Origin of the sequence: Myxococcus sp. AS-1-15 (assembly GCF_020037055.1) — a bacterium.
In the GTDB taxonomy this organism is placed as follows: domain Bacteria; phylum Myxococcota; class Myxococcia; order Myxococcales; family Myxococcaceae; genus Myxococcus; species Myxococcus fulvus.
The window spans coordinates 170,805-195,194 of record NZ_JAIQDF010000019.1 but is presented as its reverse complement, the minus strand read 5'-3'; the positions used below and the strand labels follow the sequence as shown (position 1 = coordinate 195,194).

At 69.7% G+C, this 24,390-nt stretch carries 24 protein-coding genes; 20 read left to right on the top strand and 4 right to left on the bottom strand.

Annotated features, from left to right (window positions below; translation table 11 throughout):
• Positions 1-49 precede the first annotated feature (49 nt).
• Positions 50-1,009, bottom strand: a complete 960-nt coding sequence (locus K8625_RS44000) for a hypothetical protein (RefSeq protein ID WP_370640440.1) — start codon at positions 1,007-1,009, stop codon at positions 50-52.
• A gap of 49 nt (positions 1,010-1,058) precedes the next feature.
• On the opposite strand from K8625_RS44000, the gene K8625_RS37550 reads away from it, so the two are divergent.
• Positions 1,059-3,206, top strand: a complete 2,148-nt coding sequence (locus K8625_RS37550) for a peptidylprolyl isomerase (RefSeq protein ID WP_223785404.1) — start codon at positions 1,059-1,061, stop codon at positions 3,204-3,206.
• A 10-nt stretch (positions 3,207-3,216) separates the two neighbouring features.
• Here the strand turns inward: K8625_RS37550 and K8625_RS37545 are convergent, their stop codons facing one another.
• Complete coding sequence (locus tag K8625_RS37545; protein ID WP_223751691.1) at positions 3,217-4,332, bottom strand: HD domain-containing phosphohydrolase; 1,116 nt, start codon at positions 4,330-4,332, stop codon at positions 3,217-3,219.
• Positions 4,333-4,569: 237 nt separating this feature from the next.
• Between K8625_RS37545 and K8625_RS37540 the strand changes: the two genes are divergently transcribed.
• From K8625_RS37540 to K8625_RS37525, 4 genes are all read left to right on the top strand, one after another.
• Positions 4,570-5,571: a dihydrodipicolinate reductase gene (locus K8625_RS37540; protein WP_223751690.1), complete on the top strand. Its 1,002-nt coding sequence runs from the start codon at positions 4,570-4,572 to the stop codon at positions 5,569-5,571.
• A gap of 14 nt (positions 5,572-5,585) precedes the next feature.
• Positions 5,586-6,035 carry a MaoC family dehydratase N-terminal domain-containing protein gene (locus K8625_RS37535; RefSeq protein ID WP_046714763.1) on the top strand — a complete coding sequence of 150 codons (450 nt, stop codon included), beginning with the start codon at positions 5,586-5,588 and terminating at the stop codon, positions 6,033-6,035.
• Positions 6,035-6,724, top strand: a complete 690-nt coding sequence (locus K8625_RS37530; protein ID WP_223751689.1) for a MaoC family dehydratase — start codon at positions 6,035-6,037, stop codon at positions 6,722-6,724. The genes K8625_RS37535 and K8625_RS37530 overlap by 1 nt, the downstream gene beginning before the upstream one ends.
• A 170-nt stretch (positions 6,725-6,894) precedes the next feature.
• A complete protein-coding gene (locus K8625_RS37525; protein WP_223785403.1) occupies positions 6,895-8,739 on the top strand; it encodes an acyl-CoA dehydrogenase in 1,845 nt (614 codons plus the stop codon).
• A gap of 137 nt (positions 8,740-8,876) precedes the next feature.
• On the opposite strand, the gene K8625_RS37520 is transcribed toward K8625_RS37525, so the two are convergent.
• Positions 8,877-9,326, bottom strand: a complete 450-nt coding sequence (locus tag K8625_RS37520; protein ID WP_223751687.1) for a biopolymer transporter ExbD — start codon at positions 9,324-9,326, stop codon at positions 8,877-8,879.
• 19 nt (positions 9,327-9,345) lie between these two features.
• Entirely contained in the window at positions 9,346-10,059 is a 714-nt protein-coding gene (locus tag K8625_RS37515) for a MotA/TolQ/ExbB proton channel family protein (RefSeq protein WP_223751686.1), read from the bottom strand.
• 43 nt (positions 10,060-10,102) lie between these two features.
• On the opposite strand from K8625_RS37515, the gene K8625_RS37510 reads away from it, so the two are divergent.
• The 15 genes from K8625_RS37510 (at position 10,103) to K8625_RS37440 (ending at position 24,270) form a co-directional block, all read left to right on the top strand.
• Complete coding sequence (locus tag K8625_RS37510; RefSeq protein WP_223751685.1) at positions 10,103-10,933, top strand: DUF4292 domain-containing protein; 831 nt, start codon at positions 10,103-10,105, stop codon at positions 10,931-10,933.
• Between the two features lie 60 nt (positions 10,934-10,993).
• A complete protein-coding gene (locus K8625_RS37505; RefSeq protein WP_141324748.1) occupies positions 10,994-11,755 on the top strand; it encodes a general secretion pathway protein GspE in 762 nt (253 codons plus the stop codon).
• A 9-nt stretch (positions 11,756-11,764) separates the two neighbouring features.
• On the top strand, positions 11,765-12,745 hold the full coding sequence (locus K8625_RS37500; protein ID WP_223785402.1) for a general secretion pathway protein GspE: 981 nt from the start codon (positions 11,765-11,767) through the stop codon (positions 12,743-12,745).
• On the top strand, positions 12,742-13,767 hold the full coding sequence (locus K8625_RS37495) for an ABC transporter ATP-binding protein (RefSeq protein ID WP_223785401.1): 1,026 nt from the start codon (positions 12,742-12,744) through the stop codon (positions 13,765-13,767). The genes K8625_RS37500 and K8625_RS37495 overlap by 4 nt, the downstream gene beginning before the upstream one ends.
• Positions 13,764-14,819, top strand: coding sequence for an ABC transporter ATP-binding protein (locus tag K8625_RS37490; RefSeq protein WP_223751682.1), 1,056 nt, complete (start codon positions 13,764-13,766; stop codon positions 14,817-14,819). The genes K8625_RS37495 and K8625_RS37490 overlap by 4 nt, the downstream gene beginning before the upstream one ends.
• On the top strand, positions 14,788-15,195 hold the full coding sequence (locus tag K8625_RS37485) for a DUF2085 domain-containing protein (RefSeq protein WP_223785400.1): 408 nt from the start codon (positions 14,788-14,790) through the stop codon (positions 15,193-15,195). The genes K8625_RS37490 and K8625_RS37485 overlap by 32 nt, the downstream gene beginning before the upstream one ends.
• A gap of 85 nt (positions 15,196-15,280) precedes the next feature.
• Complete coding sequence (locus K8625_RS37480; RefSeq protein WP_223751681.1) at positions 15,281-15,910, top strand: RNA polymerase sigma factor; 630 nt, start codon at positions 15,281-15,283, stop codon at positions 15,908-15,910.
• Positions 15,907-17,340 (top strand): zf-HC2 domain-containing protein, encoded by a 1,434-nt coding sequence (locus K8625_RS37475; RefSeq protein WP_223785399.1) that lies wholly within the window; start codon positions 15,907-15,909, stop codon positions 17,338-17,340. The genes K8625_RS37480 and K8625_RS37475 overlap by 4 nt, the downstream gene beginning before the upstream one ends.
• Positions 17,341-17,436: 96 nt before the next feature.
• Positions 17,437-18,423, top strand: coding sequence for a TadE/TadG family type IV pilus assembly protein (locus tag K8625_RS37470; protein WP_141324755.1), 987 nt, complete (start codon positions 17,437-17,439; stop codon positions 18,421-18,423).
• Positions 18,424-18,438: 15 nt separating this feature from the next.
• Positions 18,439-20,496 (top strand): TadE/TadG family type IV pilus assembly protein, encoded by a 2,058-nt coding sequence (locus K8625_RS37465; RefSeq protein WP_223751679.1) that lies wholly within the window; start codon positions 18,439-18,441, stop codon positions 20,494-20,496.
• Between the two features lie 20 nt (positions 20,497-20,516).
• Positions 20,517-21,677 carry a TadE/TadG family type IV pilus assembly protein gene (locus K8625_RS37460; RefSeq protein ID WP_223751678.1) on the top strand — a complete coding sequence of 387 codons (1,161 nt, stop codon included), beginning with the start codon at positions 20,517-20,519 and terminating at the stop codon, positions 21,675-21,677.
• Entirely contained in the window at positions 21,646-22,458 is an 813-nt protein-coding gene (locus K8625_RS37455; RefSeq protein ID WP_223751677.1) for a hypothetical protein, read from the top strand. Before K8625_RS37460 ends, K8625_RS37455 begins: the two co-directional genes overlap by 32 nt.
• Positions 22,455-23,276, top strand: a complete 822-nt coding sequence (locus tag K8625_RS37450; protein WP_141324758.1) for a hypothetical protein — start codon at positions 22,455-22,457, stop codon at positions 23,274-23,276. The genes K8625_RS37455 and K8625_RS37450 overlap by 4 nt, the downstream gene beginning before the upstream one ends.
• Positions 23,273-23,497, top strand: coding sequence for a hypothetical protein (locus K8625_RS37445; protein ID WP_046714745.1), 225 nt, complete (start codon positions 23,273-23,275; stop codon positions 23,495-23,497). The genes K8625_RS37450 and K8625_RS37445 overlap by 4 nt, the downstream gene beginning before the upstream one ends.
• Positions 23,494-24,270: a hypothetical protein gene (locus K8625_RS37440; RefSeq protein WP_223785398.1), complete on the top strand. Its 777-nt coding sequence runs from the start codon at positions 23,494-23,496 to the stop codon at positions 24,268-24,270. The genes K8625_RS37445 and K8625_RS37440 overlap by 4 nt, the downstream gene beginning before the upstream one ends.
• Positions 24,271-24,390: the final 120 nt, after the last annotated feature.

The following is a 24,390-nucleotide window of genomic DNA, read 5'->3' as shown; positions in this document are numbered from 1 at the left end:
GCGCGGCACCACTTTCGTGGCGTCCGGGCCGCGCGGGCGGGAAGGGGCGTCAGTCCTGACGGCCCTTGAGTCCCAGGAACGCGCCGATGAGCGCGCCCACCGAGCCCAGGATGCCGATGAAGACGCCGAAGCTGGGCGACGAGTTCATCATCTCCGAGTTGCCCACGGGGCTGGGCACCAGCGCCGTGTCCGAGGACACCTTGATGAACACGATGCACCAGATGAGGCACAGGAACGTGGTCAACAGCTGCGCCATCCACGGCACCACGGGGTTGAGCTTGGGGAAGGTGGCGCGCACGCGCACGCCGATGGCGCCCATCGTCAGCAGCGCGAGCAGGAAGGCGCCGAAGCCCAGGCTCATCAAGCCCAGCGCGTCACCGTCCGCCGCCGTCTCCTTCCACGGCACGAAGCACGACAGGACCACGAGCCCCGCGCTGTAGAAGGCAATCTTGTCGCCGGCGCTCATCGCGCCCAGCAGGTCCTTCGCGTCCTGGATGAGCTCGTCCGGGTCGGCGATGGCGCTGTTGTTCTCCTCGTCCTCGTCGCGCGCGCCTCGGGCCCACGGGTCGGGCCCGGTGGCGGCGGGGGCGGGCGCGGGCGCCGGGGCACGACGCGGGGCGGTGCCGCCACTGCGCGCGGGCGCGGGACGGCTGGCGCGCTGCGAGGCGCTCCGGGCGATGTCGTCCACGCTGCGCACGTTGGTGGCGTCCCCACCCGCCGCGGCGGTGGGAGCGGGCCGGGCGCCGGACTTCGCGGGGCGGGGGCGCGCGGGGGCGGGCTTCCGGGCGGGAGGTGGACGGGGGGCTTCTCCGACGCCCGTGTCCTCATCGTTGTCCGCGGGGGGCTCGGCGGAGAGGAACGAGCCGTCGATGATGTAATCGCAGACGGGACAGATGGATGAGTTGGCGGCTACCTTCGAGCCGCAGCCAGGGCAGTTCAGGACCGGCGCTCCTGCTGAGAGATGCGAAGGCGCATCTTCCGGGGCCGGGGCGGACGTGTCAAACGGCACGCGGCCTAACCCCTGGATTTTCGCGGGGAATTGGCCTAGGCCCCAGCCCATGCGCCGCTTGAGCCCCGTCCGACTTCCCCACGTCTGCCTGGCCCTCGTCGTCCTGCTCTCCGGGTGTCACCGCGGTGTCCGCGGCTCCGACGAGGCGCCCCCGGACCCGGAGGTGATGGCGCGCATCCTGGACTGGGAGGACCGCCGCTCGCTCGGCGACGGGCAGCTCGCGGCGCTGGCCCACGACGCGCCGGACGCGCGAATCCGGGCGCGGGCCTATCGCGCGCTGGCGCGCATCCAGGACCTGGCCACGCTGGACGTGGTGGCTCGGGGGCTGAAGGACCCGGAGCCCCGCGTGCGCGGTGAGGCCGCCTTCGCGGTGGGGGAACTGGCGCTGGCGTGGGAGACCCCGACGGACGCCGAGCGCGCGCGGCTGGTGGCGCCGCTGCTCGAGGCCGAGGCGGTGGAGCGGGACGTGGACGCGCGTGACGCGCAGCTCGACTCCCTCGGACGGCTCGCGACGCCGGACGCGCTGGCGCGGCTGGTGGAGCGCCTGCAGGCAAAGGAGGTCGCGACGGCGGGCAAGGCCGCGCTGGTGCTCGGCGTGGCGGCGCGGCGTGGCGGCGCGGCGGTGGTGAAGGACGTCCCGCTGGCGCCCGCGCGGGCGTTGCTCGCGGCCGGGGTGCCGGTGGAGTCGCGCTACGGCGCGGCGTATCTGCTCGCCACGGCGAAGCGCGCCGAGGAGCTGCCGACGCTGCGCCGCTGCCTTTCGGACGAGGACGCGGACGTGCGCGGCCTGTGCGCGAAGGCCTTCGGCGACGTGGGCGGTCCGGAGGACGCGGTGGTGCTGGGGCGGCTGCTGGATGACTCGGTGCCGCGCGTGGCGGCGGAGGCGGCGCGCTCGCTGGCGAAGCTCGCGGCGATATGTGGCGGGCCCTGCGTGCCGCTGGACGTGCTGGAGGGTCTTGCGCCTCGGGCGAAGCGTGTGGCGCGCGGCATGGAGACGCCCGTGCCCACGAGCGCGACGCCCCGGGTGGAGACGCTGGCGCGCTCGGCGGATGGTCACCCGTTGCTGGCGCTGGCGCAGCAGGGCCTGCCGGACTTCGGCGCGCCGGTGCTGGTGGCGCTGCGGCTGGCGCTGGCGGACGCGGAGCGGGGCGCGGCGTCGGACCTCGCGCGCGCGGACCTGGGCTGGCTCGACTGTCGGCTGGCGGCGGCGTTGGACCGGCAGCGCGGCGTGGTGGCGGACGTGCGCACGTGCGGCTTCGACAAGGTGCCCGAGGAGCGCCGGCTGGCGCTGGGCCTGCGCGAGGTGGCGCTCTTCTCGAAGAAGACGCCCGCGGACTTCGCGGTGGGCTACCTGCGCCACCCGGCCGCGCGCGTGCGGCTCACCGCGATGGAGGTCCTGGCCGCGCGCCCCGTGCTCCGCGGCGCGACGGCGGTGAGCGCGCTCCTGAAGGACGAGGACCTGGTGGTCGCCGGCGCCGCGGCCGCGACGTTGGGACTGCTCAAGCCCCCCGCGATGCCTCCGGAGCTCGAGGCGCTGGCGGAGCGGGTGCCGTCCCAGCCGGACCTCGCGGACCCGGTGGCGGGCGCGCTGGTGGCCCTGCAGGGGCAGTCCGCGGAGCCCCGGTTCCGGCAGTGGCTGTCGCTGCCTCACGCCAACGTGCGCCGCGTGGCCGCCGAGTCGCTGACGAAGCTCACCGGCCAGCCCGTGCGCTCCGAGCGCGTGGAGCTCCCCGCCTACGCCTTCCGCCCGGAGCCCGCGCCCAAGGGAGCGGGGCTGGTGCTGCGCACGGATAAGGGCGACATCACCGTGCGGCTCGACGCGGACGAGGCACCCCTCACGGCGGGCAACCTGTACGCGCTCGCGCGCAAGGGCTACTTCAACGGCGTCACCTTCCACCGCGTGGTGCCGGACTTCGTCGCGCAGGGCGGAGACCCGCGCGGGGACGGGGAGGGCGGGCCGGGGCACTCCATCCGCTGCGAGATGACGCGCCGTCCGTACACGCGCGGCACGCTCGGCATGGCCCTGTCCGGCAAGGACACGGGCGGCAGCCAGTTCTTCTTCACGCACGCGCCCCAGCCGCACCTGGATGGCCGCTACACGGCCTTCGGCGAGGTGGCCTCGGGGATGGACGTGGTGGACGCGCTGCTGGAGGGCGATGTCATCCGCGAGGTCACCGCGGTGACGCTGTCGCCCTGACGGCCGTCGCTCAGGCGCCGCTCGCGCGGGCGAGCGGTGCGGGGACCCCGAGCGGGTGGCTGCGCCAGCGCTGGTTCTCCTCCTCCTCGAGCTGCTCCACCTGGTGGCGGATGCGCTGCCACTCCGTCTCCGGGATGCGCAGGAACGCATCCGCCAGGTTCGGGTCGAACTGGGTGCCCGCGCAGCGGCGGATCTCATCCCGCGCCACGCTCATGGGCCGCCCCTTGCGGTAGGGCCGGTCGGAGGTGATGGCGTCCACCGTGTCGGCGATGCAGAAGATGCGCGCGCCGATGCTGATGTCCTCGCGGGACAGCCCCTGGGGATAGCCCTTGCCGTCCCAGCGCTCCTGGTGCTGCAGGACGATGAGCGCCGCCTCGTGCAGGTAGGGCATCTTCGCCATCATCCGGTAGCCGAACTCCGGGTGCTTGCGCATCTCCACCCATTCGTCCGGCGTCAGCGGCCCGGGCTTGAGCAGGATGGAGTCGCGCACGCCAATCTTGCCGATGTCGTGCAGCAGCGCTCCCTGCTCCACCACGTCCAGCGCGGCGCCCACCAGCCCCACCTCCTCCGCCAGCCGACGCGAGTACAGCGCCACCCGACGCGAGTGCCACTGCGTCTCCGTGTCGCGGTAGTCCAGCGCGCTGATGAGCCCGTCCAACAGGCCCGTGGTGCGCTCCACCACCCGACGCTCCAGGTCCTGGTTGATGGCCACCAGCTCCGCGTTCTTCTCCGCCACCTCGCGCGTCAGCCGCTCGTTGGCCTCCACCAGCCGGTAGTGCTCCACGGCCTGGCGCACGCTGCTCGTCAGCTCGCTGAGCGACCACGGCTTGCCGAGCAGCCGGAACACCTCGCCGCGGTTGACCGCCTCGGACGCGACGCGGAAGTCCGCCGCCGCCGTGAGCATCAGCCGCACCGCCCTCGGGTTCTTCTCCCTCAGGGCGCCCAACAGCTCGATGCCGTTGAGGTACGGCATCATGAAGTCCGTCAGCACCACGCAGAAGCCCACCTCGCGCGCGGCGAGCGCGGGGTCGCTGTGCGTGACGACGTCATAGCCTTCCGTCTGGAGGATCCGGGAGAGCGCGGCGAGGATGAGCACGTCGTCATCCACCACGAGGATGCGGTCCATGTTGGAGGGTCTCCGGGGGATTTTGGGCCTGTCTTTCTTTATACAGCCTTGTCGCGCACCCAAACAGGGCCCCCCGACGGTTTTGCGCGCGCAAGCCCCGGAAATCCTTGAAGGTTCTCGCATTGCGCAAGATGCGCGGAACCAAGTGATGCTTGCCTGCCCGCCAAGGTGTGATTTATGGTGCGCGGCAAGGCTGCGTTTCAGCGCTAACCCCTTGGAATCCTGGAGCAATCTCCGATGGCTAGAGCCCCAGCAGGGCCGGTGCCGGTGGTCGTGATGGGGCTGGGATTCATCGGGCAGGAGATTGCCAAGGCATCCCTGTCCAGCCCGGAAGTGGAATTGATTGGGGCCGTGGATACCCATCCCTCCCTGGTCGGTCGCCCCTTGGGTGACGTGCTGGGAGGTCCCGCGCCGCGCGTGAAGGTGGTGGACTCTCTGGAGAAGGCGGTGGGCCGGCGCAAGGGCGTGGTGCTGCTGCACGCCACGGGCTCACGGCTGCCGCAGGTGATGGAGCAGCTGCTGGAGGCCATCAAGCTGGGCCTGCCGGTGGTCAGCACGTGCGAGGAGCTGGCCTTCCCCTATCTCAACCACCCGGAGCTGGCGGACAAGCTGGACCAGGCCGCGCAGCGCGCCGAGGTGGCGGTGCTGGGCGCGGGCGTCAACCCGGGCTTCATCATGGACCGGCTGGTGGCCACGGCCGGTCAGGTGTGTGGGCCCGTCAGGCGCGCCACCGTCACGCGGGTGGTGGACGCGCGCACCCGGCGTGAGGCCCTGCAGCGCAAGGTGGGCGCGGGGCTGACCGAGGAGGAGTTCTTCGAGTTGGTGGATGGTGAGCAACTCGGCCACGTGGGGCTGGTGGAGTCGGCGGCACTCGCGGCATTGGGGCTGGGGTTGGATTGTGATGACTACGAGGAAGAGGTAGCCCCCGTCTTCGCCGAGGAGGACATCTCGGGCGGAGCGTTCGCGGTGAAGAAGGGACGGGTGGCGGGCATGTTCCAGTCGGTGGTCGGGTTGGAGGACGGGCAGGAGCGGGTGCGGCTGGAGCTGACCATCGCCGTGGGGGCAGAGGACCCGAAGGACCGCATCGAAATCGATGCGGACCCTCGATTGGTGCTGGAAATCCCGGGGGGAGTGGCGGGCGACCGGGCCACCGCGAACGCGCTGGTGAATGCCGCGCCACGCTTGACGGCCGCCGAAGCTGGGCTCCTCACGGTGCTCGAGCTTCCGGCCGGACGCTAGTCAGGAGAGGGATAATGCTGGACAAGAATGCGATCGGCCGTGCCTCGCCGCCGACGCTGAACGAAGTGGAGAAGGGTGCCATCCGCCGCTTCGCGGAGGCCATCGGCGACTACAACCCCATCTACTACGACGAGGAGTACTCTCGGGCCTCCGGTTACCCCACCATCATCGCGCCGCCCACCTTCCCCGCGTCCTTCCATTCGGCCGCGGACCTGAGGGAACTCTTGGGGGTGGGCATCAAGAGCCTGCTCCACGCGGAGCAGGGCTTCGAGTACGAGCGCCCCATCTTCGCCGGAGACCGCATCTACGTCTCCACGCGCGTGGCGGACGTCTCCGAGCGCCAGGGCCCGTCGGGGAAGATGGACATCGCGGTCATCGAGGACGAAGGCCGCGACGAGGAAGGCAACCTGGTGTTCCGAGCCCGCCGGACGCTCGTGGTCCGCGCCACCAAGGAGACCCCGTGATGCCCGCGCGCAAGCTCTACTTCGAGTCCATCCGCGTCGGGGACGAGCTGCCGGCCCTGGCCAAGGCCCCCGTCGACCGCGTCCAGCTGTCCCGGTACGCGGGCGCCTCGGGGGACTACAACCCGGTCCACGTCGATGAGCTCTACGCCAAGAGCGTGGGCATGCCGAGCGTCTACGCCCCCGGCATGCTGGTCATGGGCATGCTCGGCCAGCTCATCAGCGACTGGGCCCGCGGCGGCCAGATGCGCCGCTACAACGTGCGCTTCAACAAGATGGTCTGGCCGGGCGACACCGTCGTCTGCAAGGGCCGGGTGAGCAACCGCCACGGCACCGGCGGCCGCTACTACGTCGAAATCGACCTGTGGGCGGAGAACCAGCGCGGTGAGCTGGTGATGAAGGGCGGCGCGCACATCCAGCTCTTCTATTCGCTCGAGGACGAGAACCGTCAGCGCTCGGGTCAGAGCCCCATCGTCATCGAGGTGCCCCGCGAGAGCCTCGCGGCCCCCGTGCCCACCCCCAGCAGCACCGGTGGGGTGAGCGAGGCGACGGGCGCCTCCGAGGACGACGAAGGAGACGACGAGGACTCGGACGAGCGTCCGGCCGGCGCCTCCTCCAAGAAGACGGCGCCTCGGGAGAAGCCCGCCGCCAAGACGGCGACGCTTCCCTCGGCCAAGAAGGTCAAGAAGTAGCGCTTTGCAGTCCTGCGGTGGGGGGCAGACGGGTTGCCCCTCAACGCAGGGTGTCATTCAGGGTTGACTCAAAAATCAGTCGCCGCCACACTTCCTGTGTCTCAATTTCGCGCCGCTGACCCGAGGCCCTCCCTGGAGGGTGGGCAGCGAGCCGTCACGCAGGAGTGGCCATGTCCGCCGGCATCAACACCTACAAGACCGACCTCCGAGAGATCTTCTTCACGTTGTTCGAGCAGTTCGGCTTCGGCCAGGTGGCCGGTCAGGCGCCGTACGACGCCTGGGGCCCGGACGAGGCGAAGGCGGTGCTGTCGGAGACGTACCGCTTCGCGCGCGAGGTGCTCGGGCCCCTCAACTCCGTGGGAGACCGCGAGGGCTGTCGGGTGGAGAACGGCTCCGTCTACACGCCCACGGGCTTCAAGGACGCGTGGAAGAAGCTCTACGAGCAGGGCTTCAAGACGGTGGCGGTCAGCCCCGAGCACGGCGGCCAGGGCGCGCCGATGATGCTGCAGGTGACGGTGGAGGAGCTGCTGTCGGGCGCCAACACGGCCTTCAACATGTACCCGGGCCTGTCCTTCGGCGCGGCCGAGGTCATCGCGGAGTGCGGCACGAAGGAGCAGCAGCACCTGTTCGTGGAGCGCATGCTCAACGGCACGTGGGGCGGCACCATGTGCCTCACCGAGCCGCACGCCGGCTCCGACGTGGGCGCGGCCAAGTCCACCGCGCGCCGCAACGGTGACGGCACGTACAACATCAAGGGGACGAAGATCTTCATCTCCGGCGGCGACCACGACATGGCGGAGAACGTCATCCACCTGGTCCTCGCGCGCATCGACGGCGCGGCGCCCGGCACCAAGGGCCTGTCGCTGTTCATCGTCCCCAAGCTGCGCATCGGCAAGGACGGCAGCTCGGGTGCGTCCAACGACGTGTCGGTGGGCTCCATCGAGCACAAGATGGGCATCAACGGCTCGGCGACCTGTGTGCTGAACTTCGGTGAGAACGACGGCTGTCTGGGCGAGCTCGTCGGCACCGTCGAGCACGTCGGCATGAGCCAGATGTTCAAGATGATGAACGGCGCGCGCATCGCCGTGGGCATCCAGGGCGTCGCGCTGGCGAGCGCCGCCTACTACAACGCGGTGGACTACGCGAAGGACCGCAAGCAGGGCTCCCACTTCACCAAGTGGAAGGACCCCACCGCGGCGCGCGCGGCCATCATCGAGCACCCGGACGTCCGCCGCATGCTGCTGGACATCAAGGCCCACGTGGAGGGCATCCGCGCGCTCATCATCAAGCTGGCGCACCACCTGGACAAGGCGCGGCAGCTGGCGGGCAAGGACGACGAGGCGGCCACCTACCACAAGGGCCAGGTGGAGCTGCTCACCCCGCTGGTGAAGTCCTACGGCTCCGACCAGTCCTTCCGCCTGTGCTCGCAGGCCATCCAGGTGTACGGCGGCGCCGGCTACATCCAGGACTACCCGGTGGAGCAGTACACGCGCGACTCGAAGATCTTCTCCATCTACGAGGGCACCAACCACATCCAGGCCATGGACCTGGTGGGCCGCAAGCTGGGTCAGGCCGGCGGCGCGCACTTCCAGCAGTTCATGGGTGACGTGGGCGCCTTCGTCGAGGCCAATCGTGAGCACGCCGTGTACGGCGAGGCCGTGAAGATCCTGGCGAGCGCCCAGGAGGCGCTGATGTCCAGCGCGATGACGGTGTTCGGCTGGTCGCAGGACGGCGGCAAGTTCCCGCTGATTCCGCTGTCCGCCAACCGCTTCCTCAACATGATGTCCGAGGTCGCCGTGGGCTGGCTGCTCCTGGACGCGGCGCTCATCGCGGAGAAGGCCAAGGCGGAGCTGTCCGCGGACCACCCGGACCGCGCCTTCTACGACGGCAAGAAGTACAGCGCGCTGTTCTACGCGCGCAACGTGCTGCCCAACGTGGAGCAGGCCGCGCGCCTCATCGCCCTCGAGGACACGTCCCCGATGGAGATCACCGACGCGGCCTTCGCGTCTGTCTGAGAGGAAGGCCCGCTCCTGAAGTCGAGGCGCCCCACGTGAATGGGGCGCCCGCCTGAAACACGCGAGGCCACCCTGGGGAGCCCGAGCTTCCCGAGGTGGCCTCGATGCTTTTCAGCGGTGTCCCACCGGACGGCGCGTCAGTCGCCCTCGCGCACGCCGATGGCGAGCTGACCCAGGCCCGCCTTCTTCGCCAGCTCCATCACCTGGACGACGGTGCCGTGGGGCACGCCCTCGTCGGCCTGGACGATGACGACGGTGTCCGGGTCCTTCACCTTGGCCGCGTCGAAGGACTTCTGCAGCTCCTCCTGGGTGACGACGTTGCCGGCGAGCACGAAGCGCCCGTCGGCGAGCACCGCCACCGACAGGTCCGTCGTCTTCGCGGTGACGTCGGCCGCGCCGCCCTTGGGCAGGTTGACCTTGAGGCCCGCCTTGGCGCCGCCTCCCGGGCCCTGCTGGACGATGACCGAGCTGGTCACCATGAAGATGATGAGCAGCACGAGGAAGATGTCGGTGAGCGGGGTGATGTTGATCTCGGCGAAGACGCCTTCCTCGCCGTCGTCGGACCCCGGTGTCTTGCCCATGGCCATGGTGTGTTCCCTCCGGGCGTCAGGCCGGCTGCGAGTCGGCGCGGGGCGCGGACGGGGACTCGGGGCGGGGCTCCGGAGGAGGTCCCCCGGCGGCGCGCTCCTTGAGCAGCTCCGCGAACTCGTCGCCCATCAGCCGCAGCTCCACCAGCACGCGCGACAGGCGGGCCTGGAAGTAGTTGTAGAAGACCATGGCCTGCACGGCGACGAGGATGCCGACGGCGGTGGCCACGAGCGCCTCGGAGATGCCCGTCATCACCGCGGCGCTGCCGCCGGTGCCGCCCGCCTCCACGTCCAGGCCCAGGTCCTTGAACGAGCGCATGATGCCCGCCACGGTGCCGAACAGGCCCACGAAGGGGGTGATGGAACCGATGGTGGCGAGGATCCACAGGTTGCGCCGCAGCTTGAGGCCCACCTGCGCGCGCTCGCGCTCCACGGCGGCCTCCACGCCCGCACCGCCCGAGCCTCGGCTGCGCTCCCAGCGGTCGAAGCCCGCCAGGAAGATGTCGGCGGCCACGGAGTCGGAGCGTTCGGCCGCGGTGCGGGCCGCGGCCACGTCGCCTCGCAACAGGTGCTTGCTGACCGCCTCGCCCAGCAGGCGCGAGCGCTCGCTCACCCCCCAGAGGGCGATGATGCGCTCCACGGCGACGACGAGCGCGGCAACGGAGGCCAGCAGCAGCAGGGCCAGGGTGACTCCGCCCAGGCGGAGGTAATGCAGGATGTCGTTCAGGCTCATTGGTGGGTGACCCGGCAGGGCGCCATGGCCCAGACTAGGACATATGAACCGCGCAGCCGTCGCAATCTTCCTGGGAGTGCTCTGTTCGGGTTGCCCCAAGCGCATCGAGTTCGGCCCCGAGGGCCAGCTCACCGATGCCGAGGTCGTCTACGAACGGGTCCGGGCGAACCAGGAGAACGTCGTGACGCTGGAGGGGGACGCGAAGCTGCGCGTCGAGTCCCCCCAGCAGAGCGGCACCATCGGCATGTTCCTCGCCGTCACCCGGCCGGCCTTCCTGCACCTGGAGACGTTCGACTTCTTCAACCGTCCGCTCGCCTCCCTGGTGGGGGACGGCTCGCGCTTCGGTCTGTACCAGGCCCAGACGCATACCTGGTACCAGGGACCGGCGAGCCCGGAGAACGTCTCGCGCTTCCTCCCCGTCGTGCTGCCGGGGGAGGAGCTGGTGGCCATCCTGCTGGGCCAGGTGCCCCTCATCCCGCCCGAGCGCAAGACGCTGGAGCTGGACACCAAGGAGGGCGTCTACGTGCTCACGCTCCACCGGGGAGCGGCCACCCAGGTGCTACAGGTTCACCCCAAGTACTTGCGCGTGGTGCGCAGCCAGGTGCGGGGCGTGCCGGGGTACGACCTGGCGTTCGACGACTTCCTGGAGCAGGGCGGGCTCATCTTCCCGGGAAAGGTGGAGCTGGAGGCGAAGCAGGCACAGACGAAGCTCCAGGTGCGCTACCAGCAGATCAAGCTCAACGCCCGGCCGGACCTGACGCTCTACGAGCTGGTCCCGCCGGAGGGGGCCAAGGTCGTCGAGGTGGATGACTCCGGGCGTGAGCAGCCCGTCGGTCCCCCCGAGTCGCCGGCACCCCCGGCGCCGGGTTCCTGACCGGCCAGGCACGGAAGAAGAAGCGCGACGGCTGGACTCGGGTAGAGTGGCCCCCACGACATGGCACAGATCAAGCTTGGAGAATTGCTGATCAAGGCGAATGTGCTCCAGGAGAGCCAGCTCAAGGCCGCGCTCGCCGAACAGGCGAAGTGGGGCGGCAAGCTCGGTGAAATCCTGGTGCGGATGAGCCTCGTCTCCGAGGACATCCTGGTGCGGGCGCTGTCCAAGCAGCTCGGCATGCCGGCGGTCAACCTGGACGCGGTGCAGGTGGTCGCGCCGCACGTGAAGGCGAAGATTCCGGCGCAGACGGCGCGCGACTTCTCCGTGCTGCCGCTGCAGCTTCGCGACGAGGGAAAGACGCTGGTGGTGGCGATGTCGGATCCGCTCAACGTGCGGATGCTCGACGAGCTGCGCGCCGTGACGAAGTGCCGCATCATCCCCAACGTCGCCGGCCGCACCTCCATCGCCCGGGCGTTTGCTCGCATGTACGAGCAGAACATGGAGCTGGAGGACGCGGACACCAACTTCAAGGTGGTGGACGCCCAGGGCCGCACGGTGGTGAAGAACCTCAAGGACCTGGACCCGGCGGCGGCCGCTGTCGCCTCCGCTCCGGCGCCCAAGCCCGCTCCCGCCGCGCGCCCGGCACCGCCGGTCGCGGAGGCCCCTCGCGCGTCCTCGGGAGGTGGCAGTCCGGCGGACCTCCTGCGCAGCGTGGAGGAGGTGCAGCGCAAGGAGGTGGCGGCCCTGAAGGCGATGGTGGAGCTGCTCATCGAGAAGAACGTCTTCTCCCGCGATGAGTACCTCGCGAAGGTCAAGCGGTAGCTCTGCCTTATGCGCAAGAAGATTGGCGAGCTGCTCGTCGAGTCGGGCGTGGTGACGGCGGAGCAGGTGAGGGTGGCGCTCGGGCAGAAGGGCGCTCCGGGGAGCATGCGGCTGGGCGAGGTGCTGGTGGCGCAGGGGGCGTGCGCGCCCATCCATGTCGCCCGGGCGCTGGCCGTGCAGCACGGGCTGCCCTTCATCGAGCTGCCGGATGAGATCGCGCCAGCGGTGTCATCGCTGGTGTCGTTGGACTTCCAGGCCGAGCACCGGGTGCTCCTCTTCCGGATGGAGGTGGAGGGCCGCAGCGAGCGCGTCCACGTCGCCGTGGAGGACCCGGGGGATTTGACGTTGGTGGATGAGCTGCGCTTCCAGCTCCGCAAGCAGGTGCGGGTCTTCGTCGTCGCGTCGGACGACCTGGACACCGCGCTGGCCCGGGCGCGGGGAGAGCCGCTGGACATCGTCGAGGCGGAGCCGCTGTACGAGGAGGAGGGCGCAGGTCCTCTCCCCGTGGCCGCGGGAACGCCACTGGAGTGGGAGATGCCGGAGACGCCGAAGCCCCCCGCAGCGAGACCACCCGCCGCCGCTCCCGCGGCCCGTCGGCCCGGGACGCCGCCGCCTCCGCCCGCCGAGGCCCTGGGCGGCGCCGGGGGCGACTCGCTGGATGACCTGCTCGGCGTGAAGCCTCCGCCGCCCCGGCCTCCGCCGCCTCCCGTGCTCGAGGCCGACGACGGCAAGCCGCGCGTCCCGGTGGTGATGTTCGGTGGCGCGGCGAAGGGCTCGCAGCCCGCGCTGGCGCTCACGCCCACGCCGGACTTCTCCGACGACGACCTGGCCATCCTGGATGACCTGGAGCGCATGTCGCGGGGCGACGAGGCGGTGCTGGACACGGAGAAGGTGAAGCCCGCGCGCATGGTGGCCAGCCTCATCCGCCTGCTCATCCGCAAGGGGCTCATCCAGGAGGTGGAGTTCCTGGAGGAGCTGGCGAAGAAGTGACCTCTGTCGCGTCGCCCTCGGCGGAGGGGCCCCTGCTGGACGTCCGGGGCCTCACCGTGGAGCTGTCGCGGGAGGAAGGCCCGGTGCGCGCGGTGGACGGTGTGTCCTTCGCGCTGCCTCCTGGCGGCACGCTGGGCGTGGTGGGTGAGAGCGGCTGCGGCAAGAGCCTCACCGCGCTGTCCGTGCTGCGACTCGCGCCCCAGCCGCCCGTCAGGGTGGCGGGCGGCGAGGTGCTCTTCGAGGGGCGCGATCTGCTGACGCTCCCGGAGGAGGAGCTGCGGCGCGTGCGGGGACGCCACGTGGCCATGGTGTTCCAGGAGCCGATGACGTCGCTCAACCCCGTCTTCACGGTGGGCGAGCAGATTTCGGAGGGCGTGAAGCTGCACCTGGGCGCCTCGCGCTCCCAGGCCCGCGAGCGCGCGGTGGAGATGCTGCGTCAGGTGGGCATCCCCGCGCCCGGCGAGCGGGTGGATGCGTGGCCTCATCAGCTCTCCGGCGGCATGCGGCAGCGGGTGATGATCGCGATGGCGCTGGCGTGCGACCCGTCGCTGCTCATCGCGGACGAGCCTACCACCGCGCTGGACGTCACCATCCAGGCCCAGATTCTCGACCTGCTCAAGCGCCTGCAGGCCGAGCGCGGCATGGCGGTGATGCTCATCACCCACGACCTGGGCGTCGTCGCGGAGAGCTGCGACACGGTGGTGGTGATGTACGCGGGGAAGGTGGTGGAGCACGCGCCGGTGCGCGAGCTGTTCGCCCATCCGGCCCATCCGTACACCGCGGGGCTGTTGCGCTCGCTGCCCGCCCTGGGCGGCGAACTCGACGCGAATGCTCGCGCTCCCAGGCGGAGACTGAGGGCCATCCCCGGCATGGTGCCCGCGCTGGGGCGACTTCCCTCCGGCTGCGCCTTCCGCGAGCGGTGTGAGCGGGCCACCGAAGAGTGCGCGCGCGTGATGCCGGTGCTCGAGCTCAAGCGCGGCTCGCAGCGCGCGGCCTGTCATCATCCGGTGCCCGCGCCATGAGCCCCGTCGAGCCGCTCCTCCAGGCGAGGGATGTCCAGGTGCACTTCCCCGTGCGCGCGGGCGTGTTGCAGCGCGTGCGCGGCGCGGTGAAGGCGGTGGACGGCATCAGCCTGGACGTCTTCCGGGGCGAGACGCTGGGCCTGGTGGGGGAGAGCGGCTGTGGGAAGAGCACGCTGGGGCGCGCGCTGTTGCGACTGGTGGAGCCCACCGCGGGCTCCATCCGCTTCGACGGGCAGGAGCTCACCGGCTTGTCCCAGCGCAGGCTGAGGCCGCTGCGTCGCCGGATGCAGCTCGTCTTCCAGGACCCGTATGCCTCGCTCAATCCGCGCATGACGGTGCGCGAGCTGTTGGGTGAGCCCTTCGACATCCACGGCCTGGCGCGTGGTCCGGGAGAGAAGGAGCGCGAGGTCCTCGCGCTGCTCGACGCGATGGGCCTGCCGCGCGAGGCGTTGGGGCGGCTTCCCCACGAGTTCTCCGGTGGGCAGCGACAGCGGCTGGGCATCGCCCGGGCCATCGCGCTGCGCCCGGACCTGGTGGTGGCCGACGAGCCCATCAGCGCGCTGGATGTCTCCATCCAGGCGCAAATCGTGAACCTGCTGGTGGACCTGCAGCGCGAGCGCGGGCTCACCTATGTGTTCATCGCGCACGACCTGAACATCGTCGAGCACGTGTCCACGCGCGTGGCGGTGATGTACCTGGGGCGCGTCGTCGAGCTGGCCCCTTCGGACAGGCTGTATCGCCGACCGCGCCACCCCTACACGCAGGCGCTGCTCGCGGCGGTGCCGGTGCCGGACCCATCACGGACCCGGACGCGGCTGTTGGTACCGGGCGAGCCGCCCTCTCCGCTCGCGCCGCCTCCTGGCTGCACGTTCCATCCGAGATGTCCCCACGCCATCGAGCGCTGTCGACGCGAGTCGCCTCCGCTGTATCCCCTGGACTCGGGGCACTTCGCCGCGTGTTTCCTGGCGGAGGACGCATCCCAGCGGGCTGCTCCCACTCCACCTCCCGGAGGGACCGACGGTGTTCTGGCTCAGTCACCATCACCCGGATGAGTACAACCGCACGTACCTCTTCGGCGGGCTGAGGCTCTGCGCCCGCTGTCTGGGGACCTACCCGGTGATGCTGGCCGGGCTGGTGGCGCTGTTCGTGGCGCGCGCGCCGCTGAGCTGGTCCTGGGACGTGCCCGCCGTGCTGCTGCTCACGCTGCCCGCGCTGGTGGACTGGGCGGTGGGCCGCTTCCGGCCCGCGGCGGGCTCCAACGCGGTGCGCACCGCGACGGGGGGCCTGCTGGGCCTGGCGCTCGCACGCTCGCTGCACGTCCACCTCCAGCGTCCCCTGCCTGGCGTGCTCCTGGCCCAGGCGGCGCTGGTGACAGGGGTCGCGCTGCCTGTCATTCTGGCCACTTACCGGAGACCACGACCGGATTAGACCCTCGCGCGCCGTCGTCCGTTATGACGGCACGGGTTGAGGGTGGGCCGGAAGTGAGCGTGGCTCCACGAGCGATGGGGGAGAGTTGGGACCGGAGACCTCAGACGAGCGCCTGATGCTCGCCTTCCAGGCGGGGGACGCTCGTGCGTTCGAGGCGTTGGTGCGAAGGCATCGGACACCGGTGTTCAACTTCATCCTGCGCTTCGTCGGGCAACGCGCGCGGGCGGAGGACGTGCTGCAGGAGACGTGGCTGAAGGTCGTACGCAGCGCCGGCGAGTATCAGGCGAAGGCCCGATTCACCACCTGGGTCTACACCATCGCGAGGAACCTCTGTGTGGACAGCGCGCGCAAAGAAAGCTACCGCCAGGCCGCGTCCCTGGAGTCGCCGGTGAATGGTGCGGACGGCGAGGACGGCCGGGCGCTCGCGGACGCGCTGCCGGATGGTGGCGCCAGCCCCGAGCGCGGCGCGCACAACGCGCGGCTGCGGCCCCTGTTGGAGCGCGCCCTGGCGGCGCTGCCGGAAGAGCAGCGCGAGGTGTTCATCCTGCGTGAGTACAGCGGCATCCCGTTCAAGGACATCGCCGACGTGACGGGCGTTTCGGAGAACACGGTGAAGAGCCGGATGCGCTACGCGCTGGACGGCCTGCGTCGCCGGTTGGCCGAGCTGGGCGTGGATGGCGACCTCGTCGAGGATGGAAGGACGGTGGTGGGATGAAGCCGCAGAACCTCCATGCTCATGAGGACCGGCTCCTCGACTTCGCCTACGGCGAGCTCTCCACGACGGAGGCCCAGGCGGTGGAGTCCCATCTGCAGGGCTGCGTGCGCTGCACCCAGGCCCTGGACGACATCCGTGGCGTGCGCGTCACCATGTCGCAGCTCTCCGAGGAGCCCGCGCCGGACGCGGGCCTGGAGTCGCTGCTGGCCTACGCGCAGCAGTCCGCGCGCCGGGCCGCGGCGGGCCCCGAGCCCAAGCCGTCCCGGTGGCGTCGCTGGTTCTTGCCCGTCGTGGGGCTCGCGTCGGTGGGTACGCTGGGCATCGTCTCGTTCATGGCCGTCTCGCCCGACTTGACCCGCCCCGACCTGAGGCAGGGGGAGGCCCAGGTGAAGAAGGCGGAGCCCACCTCCGTGGACGCCCCTCCGCCGCCCACCGCGGGCATGGCCCCGGCCCCCGCTCCGGCCGCCGCCGCGTACGCGGACTCGGCGCCGGTCGTCGATGGCGAGCTGGCGGAGGACCGGCTCATGCACGAGACCCGGCAGCGCGACGAGTTCGGCGAGCGGAAGAACCAGGTGGCCCGCCGCGCCGAGGACTGGGACCAGAACGGCAGCGGGGGTGGAATCGGCTCGGTGGGCCCTCGCGAGGCTTCCAGGTCCAAGTCGAAGGGCGCCCCTTCGTTGCCCACGGCCTCGCTCCCCGTCACATCGAAGCCCGCGCCGAAGGCCCTGGAGAAGCGCGCTCCCGTGAGCGACGAGCTGGAGGTTCCGCAGGGGAAGGTGGCGCGCCGGGAGCCGCTCCGGCTCGGAGGTTCGAGCGCGGCGAAGAAGGAGTCCAGCGCGGACCTGGACGACAAGTCGTCAGCGGACGTTGCTGCTTGGGAGGAGGCCGAGGGTGCCCCGGCGATGGAGTCCGCCGCGGAGTCGCTGCCCCAGGCCGTCGTCGCCCAGCCGCCGCCCGCACCGCCCCAGGATGATTCCGCCATCGAACGTTCGCTCGCCTCCAGGACGGCTCCGGCGGCCCCGGAGCCGACGAAGCAGCAGGAGGATGCCCTGGTGATGCGGCCCAAGAGCCCCAAGGCCGCCTCGACGGCTCCCGAGGCCGCGAAGGAGGACAAGGCCCGGGGCCCCTCCGTCCGTGAGCTGTCCCTCAAGGCCGAAGCCGCGTTCCGGGAAGGGGACCGGGCCCGGGAGGCGGGTCTCTTGAACCTCGCCCTGAACGCCGGGGCCTCCGGGACGGAGCGCATGGGTCTGCTCAACCGGCTGTGCGATGCCGAGCTCGCCCTGGGACGCCGACGTGAGGGGTTGGCCGCGTGTCGTCAGGTGATCCAGGAATCTCCGGGTTCCAGCGCCGCGCAGGCGGCCCGGCGACGCCTGAGCCGCGAGGCCGACTCGGCGGAAACCCCGGCCGAGCCTGCCCAACCCGCGCCGTAAGCCCGCGCGATTTTTCAATAAATGGGAGGCTGAAACCGTCCGGCGGTGTCCATTTGACCGATGCGTGCCGGAGGCGCTGATCGAGATAATGGCGCCATGGGAATGGAACAGGAAGAGCGGCCGCGAAAGGCGTCGGGCCGTCAATCCGGGCAGGCGGCGGTCGAAGCGGCGATGATCATGCCGCTCGCGGTCTTCATGACGCTGGGCATCATCCAGCTGACGCTGATTCAGCACGCGAAGCTGATGACCGAGTACGCCGCCTACCAGGCCGCGCGCGCCGGCGTCGTGTGGAACGGCAACAACGAGCGCATGCATGACGCGGCCATCGTCGCGCTGCTGCCGACGTTGGGGCGCACCGACGACATCGGCAACCTGGCGAAGACCTTCGCCATCCATCAAATCTACGACTCCGCGATGCGCACGCTGAACTTCGGCGGCGGCGTGGTTCCTCGCACGGTGAACGGCTCGAACCTGTTCGGCCTCATCCGCGTGGACACCATCAACCCGGCGTACTTCACGCCCATCGACACCATCTGGAAGCTGCGCAGCGGCTACAACTGGCAGGAGCTGGACTTCGACGGCGCGGACAGCTTCCCGGAGGTCCCGTCGCTGGAGAGCAACATCCGCAAGTTCTTCAACCTGCCGGAGCCGGACAGCTCCGAGCTCGTCTACCGGAAGGCCACGCGGCTCACCATCCGCCTGCGCTACTTCTATGAGATGAAGGTCCCGTTCGCGAACTGGATCATCTTCACGTCCTGGTACGCGTCCAACGCCCAGGTGGCCCTGCGCGGCGCCATCGACCGCGCGACGCTCGCGCCCCGGGCCAACATGATGTCCGACGGCGGCAACCTCACGCCGCTGGCCGCGATGGCCAAGGGCATCGACCACGAGCAGGGCTACAACTCGCTGTACCCCGCCGAGATGTGGGTGCTCTGGGGGCTCGCCACCGGCAGCATCCCGTTCGTCTCCAGTCTCGTCGGCAAGCGCTACTTCATGCCGCTGACGGCCACCTACACCATGCGCATGCAGTCCAACTTCCACCGGAAGTGGATCATGCACCTCAACCCCGACTGGGGCCTGTAAGAGGACGCACGCACCATGTTCACTCGAATCCTCCGACAGAGCTTCCAGCGCCAGGAGGGCCAGGCCCTCATCCTGGCCGCCTTGATGGTGCTGGTGATGTCCATCGCCGTGCTGACCACGGTGAACATCGGCCACACCGTGCACGAGCGCGTGCGCCTGCAGAACACCGCGGACGCCGCCGCCTACTCGATGGCCGCCATGGAGGCGCGCGCGTTCAACTTCTACGCGTACGCCAACCGCACGCAGGTGTCGCACTACGTGTCGGCCATGATGTGGCACTCGCTCATCTCGGTCATCTACTCGGCCGAGGCGTTCTTCACGGACCTGTTCGGGTTCATGAAGACGCTCAACCCGTGCGCCGGCAAACGCAAGAAGCTGTGGATCGTCTTGTGTCCCATCATCGAAGTGATTCCGTACGTGGGACAGGTCATCAAGGCCGTGAACAAGATCATGACCTTGTACAAGACGGTCTTCCTGCAGCCGTTCCAGCGCATCCTCAAGGCCGCCAATCCCGACAAGTGGTTGGGCAAGTTCCTGATTCCAGCGCATCGGGTGCTCAACGGCGCCATGTACTTCATGTCCCAGGCGGTGATGATGTCCGCGTCGACACACGTGACGCAGACGACGCAGGGCGTGCTGGATGCGAACGACACCAAGCTCAACTCGCTGGCCAGCCAGCTGGCGACGGGCATCTACAGCCAGTGTCTCTTCAGCCAGGCGCACAACTCGCACGCGGGCGGCAAGCCCCTGAACCCGGGCACGTGGAAGAACCCGTTCGGCGCGCTGGACGTGACGAAGTACAAGGCCAACGACGACATCGCCCGCGCCAAGCGCTCCATGGGCGGCATCACCAACGCCACGCGCTACGCGTGTGACCACGAGGGTGGCATCTGCCCCGAGCGCTTCACCACCTCGCGCGAGCTGGGTGACATCCTCCCGCTGCCGGACGCGCTCGGCTTCCTGCGCGACATGCTCAACAACGGCGTGAACGCTCCGGGCCTGATGGAGTTCAAGAAGATGGGGCAGACGCGCATGCTGTCCGCGACGTTCCCCACCGCGAAGAGCATCATGGATTCGCGCAACTACATCCGCGACTGGAACGACAACCTGAGCCCGTGGGGCATGACGGCGCAGGGTGACAACATGGGCGCGGACGACCTGTACTGGCTCAAGCTGGGCCCCGCCGAGGTCGACGTGGGCGTGGGCAAGGCGGACAACCCGCTGTCCTGCAACAACAAGGACCCGTACACGCGCTGCTTCGGTGACAACCGCAAGGGCCTCAACGACAAGGGCGGCATCAAGCTGCCGTACCGTCACACCATGAAGCCCAGCGTGTGGGCGCTCAACGACAAGGACACCGGCAGCGTCAAGGGCGGCGTCCACTGGCGCATCCACTACCCCCAGAACAGCGAGGGGTGGCGCAACCACCGCGCGCCCAGCGGCGCCGAGCGCGAGGTGGGCATCCACCGCGAGAAGGTCTGCGTCCTCCAGCTCGTCGTCTGCTGGTTCAAGGTGGACGTGTACACGGCCAACGTGCGTCCGGCCCAGGACGGCAACCACCCCTGGGGTGGCGTGACGCCGTTCATGCACTTCGAGCCCGGTCAGTACTCGGGAAGCACCTGCAACCCGATGGCGAACGCGGCGAACAACGCCATCGCCGAGCGCAAGTTCGACTTCAACCAGCCGTCGGCCTGGGTGGCGCTGAACAAGTCTCCCGAGGACGTGGTGAACAAGGAGAACGCGGACGGCACGGGCTCCAACGCGCCCGCGCTCCTCAACGACGACGGCAAGGTGAAGTTCTCCTTCACCGCGGACTCGGAGGGGCTGGAGATGCTCAACAACCGCAAGAAGTTCCTCAGCCTCACCGAGGGCCTCAACGTCATCTCGCGCGGTCAGAGCTACTACCACCGCCCGGGCAACTGGACCGAGCAGCCCAACTTCTTCAACCCGTACTGGCGTCCGCGCCTGGCGTCCGTGTACCAGGGGCGCAACCAGCTCCCGGTCGTCGGCAGCATGCTGGACGCGCTGCCCGGCGCGCTCCAGGGCTTCGCCCCGAAGGTCATGACGCACTGAGGACCGCGATGAGAGCCCCCATGTCCCGCAAGAGTTTCCGGCGCGGTGCCGCCACGGTCGAGTTCGCGCTCTCCGTGCCGCTCCTCGTCATGATTCTGATGTTCAGCATGTACCTGACGGAGTTGGTCCGGGCGAAGCTGAAGCTCCAGGAGATGGCGCGTTACGCCGTCTGGGAGATGACCAGCTACTCCCTCTCTGACTTCGCCAAGGGCAACCACGACAACGCCTTCGAGGACGCACGTCAGGAGGCGCACACCGAGCTGGTCGAGCGCTACAAGGACATGGACTCGGTGGAGCCCAACGGCACGGTGGGCACGTTCATCGCCCGCTACGGCAACGTGCAGGGCACCATCACCAACAAGGAGATTCCCTTCCTCGAGTCCGGGATGCTGGGCGGTCCCGGCAGCACGGGAGAGGGTGGCGGGCTGGGCGCCGGGGTGATTGGCATGCTCAACTCGGGCGCCGGCTCGGTGCTCAACATGTGGGGCTTCAACAACAAGGGATGGGTCGAGTCCGAAGTCACGATGAACTTCGACAACGTCATCATCCCGCGCAGCTACCTGGACGAGTCGGGGCAGGGCGGCTTCTTCAAGTCGGACACCTTCGGCGGGCAGGACCTGGCGAGCATCCCCATGCGCTCGCGCTACTCGATGTACGCCAACGGCTGGAACATGCCGGACGGCGGCGACGCGGTGGTGCGAGACAGGCGAGCGGGCAACCACCGCTCGGGCAGCGACCCGCACGGCATGCACGTGCAGGTGGGGCGGATGAAGTTCCTGGGCCTGACGCAGGCGCTGGATGGCAGCGTTGGCAGCGTGCTCAGCTTCCTGGGGAGCTTCCTGCCGAACTTCTTCGGCACCTATGTCGTCGCCCGCAACTACGGTATCGATCCCCAGCAGAAGGGGAACTGCAACGGCCTGACGGGGTACGACAGCTCGGCGAGCAGCGGTCTGCACGCGATGCGCGACCTGCTGGACAACGACCGGCCGGACTGCTTCGACACGGCGCCGTTCCGCGATGAGATGACGTACGGGGACAGCAACTACATCAAGCTGTTCATGGCCCGCGGTCCGCACTTCATGGGCTGCAAGAAGGCCATGGCCGACGACCCGTCGGACCCGGACGCCAACCAAGAGGCGACGAAGAAGGATGAGCAGGACAACAAGATTCGCTGCGAGTAGGGCCGCGGCCCTCGGGCTGGTGCTCGGCTGTGCGCTGGGGGCCTTCGGGCCGGCGCGCGCGGCCGAGCAGCAGGTGCCCGTGTATCCGGGCACCGTCCACACCCGCATCGGCAACGACCTGGTCATCGGCGGGGAGTACTACCGCCTGGCCTACTTCACCACGACCGACCCCATGAAGAAGGTGGTGGCCTACTTCGCGCAGAAGTGGCGCGACGAGGGCTACCCCACCGTGGTGGAGGGCGACATGGAGGAGGAGGCCGTCGTCTCCGCGCTCTTCACGCGCGAGGGCCTGCAGCGCGGGGTGGTGCTGCGCATGCACGCGGGCAAGACGGTGGGCTTCACGGCGCTGCGCGATTTGTGGTCGCGTCCGCCGAAGACGCCGCCGCAGGGCCTGGTCAAGCTGGAGGGCACGCTCTACAGCCAGGACCTGGCCACGCGCGACGACCCGGGCGGCTCGCAGAACCGCACGTCCCTGGTGACGGGGGACCTCAACGACGTGCAGCGCCGCGTGGACGCGGAGCTGGAGCGCCAGGGGTTCTCGCCGGTGCGCAGCACGGTGACGAAGCTGGGCGGTGGCACGCAGGTGACGATGGAGCACGCGCGCAAGGGCGAGCAGGTGATGACGACCATCTCCGAGGTGGACGAGGGCATGTCGACCGTCCTCCAGACCTGGGTGGGCTCGGACCGTCCGGACGCGGTGCCCAACGACGACGCGGTCCGCAAGAGCCGCGAGGCCTACGAGCAGGAGCAGAAGGCCAAGACGAAGGGGACGGGCAAATGAGGGCGACGTGGGCCGTCCTGGCGGTGGTGCTGATGGCGGCGTCGGCGCGCGCGGAGGAGAGCCCCGCGGCGCGCGAGGTGATGAACCACCTGACGCGCGGCGCGCGCAACACGCGCGTGGGCGATTGGGTGACCTACCGCTTCGACGGCGGCGCGGGTGGCCAGCGCATCTACTACTGGCGCATGGCGGTGGTGGGGGAGGAGAAGGACAAGCAGGGCCGGGACGCGGTGTGGGTGGAGATGGAGGCGGGCACGCACCCGGCCATGAAGTCGCCCCTGATGCAGATGCGCATGCTGGTGGCGCGCGAGGGCGAGCAGATCCAGTACGACGCCATCTCCCGGCTCTATGTGGGCGGCCCCACGGACCGTCCGCAGGAGTACTCGCAGGAGGCCCTGGACCACGTCATGAAGAAGATGGGGCAGGAGGCCAAGGACGACAAGCTGCCGCACCCGGACGAGGACAAGGAGCCGCTGCCCGCGGGGCTCAAGCCCGTGCTACGCTCCAGCAAGGAGATGCGGGTGATGACGCTGGCGGGGACGGTGTCGGCCGTGCAGATCGAACTGGTCGTGAAGAAGACCGTCGTCAAGCGGATGTGGATTTCCCGCGAGATTCCGTTGATGCAACTGGCGAAGATGGAGATTCCAGGCATCGCCCATTCGATGGAGGTGGCGGAGTACGGTATCGACGCCAAGCCGCGAATGGTGCTGCCGCCTCCGTCCGCCCCCAAGGTCCGCCTGGAGTACGCGGACCGTGTGTTCCCCAACCTGCCCGACATGGACGCGCCGCAGGACGCGGCCCCGGAGGAAGCCTCCCCATGAGCATCCCCAAGACGCAGCGCCGGCGCGCCTCCCAGCGCGGCCAGGCCATGGTCGAATACTCCATCCTCAACTGGGTCCTCGTCGTCGCGCTCATCATCGGCGGGTCGGTCAAGGTCCGGTGGACGGATGACGTGCAGTCGAACGTCATCGACCTGTTCATGCGCTCGTACCAGATCTACTACGACTCGTTTTACTTCGTGTTGAACCTGCCGTTCCCGTGACGGACCGGAGCACGGTGGGGGCGCCGTCCCCCTTGGGACTGAGGCTGGTGCACGCGGCCGCCTTCCTCGCGATGGCGGGGGGCGTGCTGTACGTCTCCGTCCCCGAATGGCGGCACGTCGTCGGAGTCCTCGGACACGCGTTCCATGTCGGCCCCCTGCCGCGCTGGACGCTGCTCGGGGGCTCCGTGGTGGCGGTGCTCGCGGTGCTGCGTCTGGTCTGGGCGCTGGTGCGCGGGCACTCCGCGCCGCTCTGGGCGTCGGGCGCGGTGCTGGTGGCCGTGGTGGGCGCGGTGGCGGCGGGCGACGGGCGGCCCCTGCGCGAGGCTCGCGCCGAGGAGACCGCCAACCTGTCCATCCTCCGCGTGGGGCGCCGGGTCCATCTGACGATGGTGCAGGAGCTCCAGGCGCACGGAGAGGTCCCCACGGAGCGTGGGGACTGGAGCACGGCCCTCGAGGTGGCGGGGCCCGTGAACGACCGCGTGCGCACGCGCGCGTTGAGCGCCGTGCCCATGCGGCTGGAGTGGCTGGAGTCGGATGACGACCGTCCCGCCACGCTGGTGCCTGGAGCGCTGTGGGTCCACGTCACGCCGGACGGAGTGGGCTTCAGCGTGCGCATGGTCGGCCTGCGGGAGGGCGAGCCCGCGATGCTGCTGGATGAGCGGGGGCGGGAATTGATTCTGCGCGGCCTCTACAATCCGGACCTTCCGCCCATGCAGCAGCCCTCGGCGTCGCCCCTCGAATCGCCGCATCCTTCGCACACTGCTGGACACTGACGCGTTCCTTGCGCGTCGGTGTTGCCGAGGACCCGGGACTCGGCGAGTCTCGGGATACCTCATGACGCAGTGGCTCGTGGCCGGAGGAGTCGCCTGCGCACAACGACGAGGACAAGGAGC

Bases quoted from the DNA above. Each gene is read 5' to 3' on its own strand.
- K8625_RS37460 (WP_223751678.1), top strand. From the start codon at position 20,517: ATGTCCCGCAAGAGTTTCCGGCGCGGTGCCGCCACGGTCGAGTTCGCG.
- K8625_RS37500 (WP_223785402.1), top strand. From the start codon at position 11,765: ATGCGCAAGAAGATTGGCGAGCTGCTCGTCGAGTCGGGCGTGGTGACG.
- K8625_RS37470 (WP_141324755.1), top strand. From the start codon at position 17,437: ATGGGAATGGAACAGGAAGAGCGGCCGCGAAAGGCGTCGGGCCGTCAA.
- K8625_RS37475 (WP_223785399.1), top strand. From the start codon at position 15,907: ATGAAGCCGCAGAACCTCCATGCTCATGAGGACCGGCTCCTCGACTTC.
- K8625_RS37465 (WP_223751679.1), top strand. From the start codon at position 18,439: ATGTTCACTCGAATCCTCCGACAGAGCTTCCAGCGCCAGGAGGGCCAG.
- K8625_RS37455 (WP_223751677.1), top strand. From the start codon at position 21,646: ATGAGCAGGACAACAAGATTCGCTGCGAGTAGGGCCGCGGCCCTCGGG.
- K8625_RS37530 (WP_223751689.1), top strand. From the start codon at position 6,035: ATGCCCGCGCGCAAGCTCTACTTCGAGTCCATCCGCGTCGGGGACGAG.
- K8625_RS37490 (WP_223751682.1), top strand. From the start codon at position 13,764: ATGAGCCCCGTCGAGCCGCTCCTCCAGGCGAGGGATGTCCAGGTGCAC.
- K8625_RS37540 (WP_223751690.1), top strand. From the start codon at position 4,570: ATGGCTAGAGCCCCAGCAGGGCCGGTGCCGGTGGTCGTGATGGGGCTG.
- K8625_RS37525 (WP_223785403.1), top strand. From the start codon at position 6,895: ATGTCCGCCGGCATCAACACCTACAAGACCGACCTCCGAGAGATCTTC.
- K8625_RS37550 (WP_223785404.1), top strand. From the start codon at position 1,059: ATGCGCCGCTTGAGCCCCGTCCGACTTCCCCACGTCTGCCTGGCCCTC.
- K8625_RS37520 (WP_223751687.1), bottom strand. From the start codon at position 9,326: ATGGCCATGGGCAAGACACCGGGGTCCGACGACGGCGAGGAAGGCGTC.
- K8625_RS37505 (WP_141324748.1), top strand. From the start codon at position 10,994: ATGGCACAGATCAAGCTTGGAGAATTGCTGATCAAGGCGAATGTGCTC.
- K8625_RS37450 (WP_141324758.1), top strand. From the start codon at position 22,455: ATGAGGGCGACGTGGGCCGTCCTGGCGGTGGTGCTGATGGCGGCGTCG.
- K8625_RS37510 (WP_223751685.1), top strand. From the start codon at position 10,103: ATGAACCGCGCAGCCGTCGCAATCTTCCTGGGAGTGCTCTGTTCGGGT.
- K8625_RS37535 (WP_046714763.1), top strand. From the start codon at position 5,586: ATGCTGGACAAGAATGCGATCGGCCGTGCCTCGCCGCCGACGCTGAAC.
- K8625_RS37445 (WP_046714745.1), top strand. From the start codon at position 23,273: ATGAGCATCCCCAAGACGCAGCGCCGGCGCGCCTCCCAGCGCGGCCAG.
- K8625_RS37545 (WP_223751691.1), bottom strand. From the start codon at position 4,332: ATGGACCGCATCCTCGTGGTGGATGACGACGTGCTCATCCTCGCCGCG.
- K8625_RS37515 (WP_223751686.1), bottom strand. From the start codon at position 10,059: ATGAGCCTGAACGACATCCTGCATTACCTCCGCCTGGGCGGAGTCACC.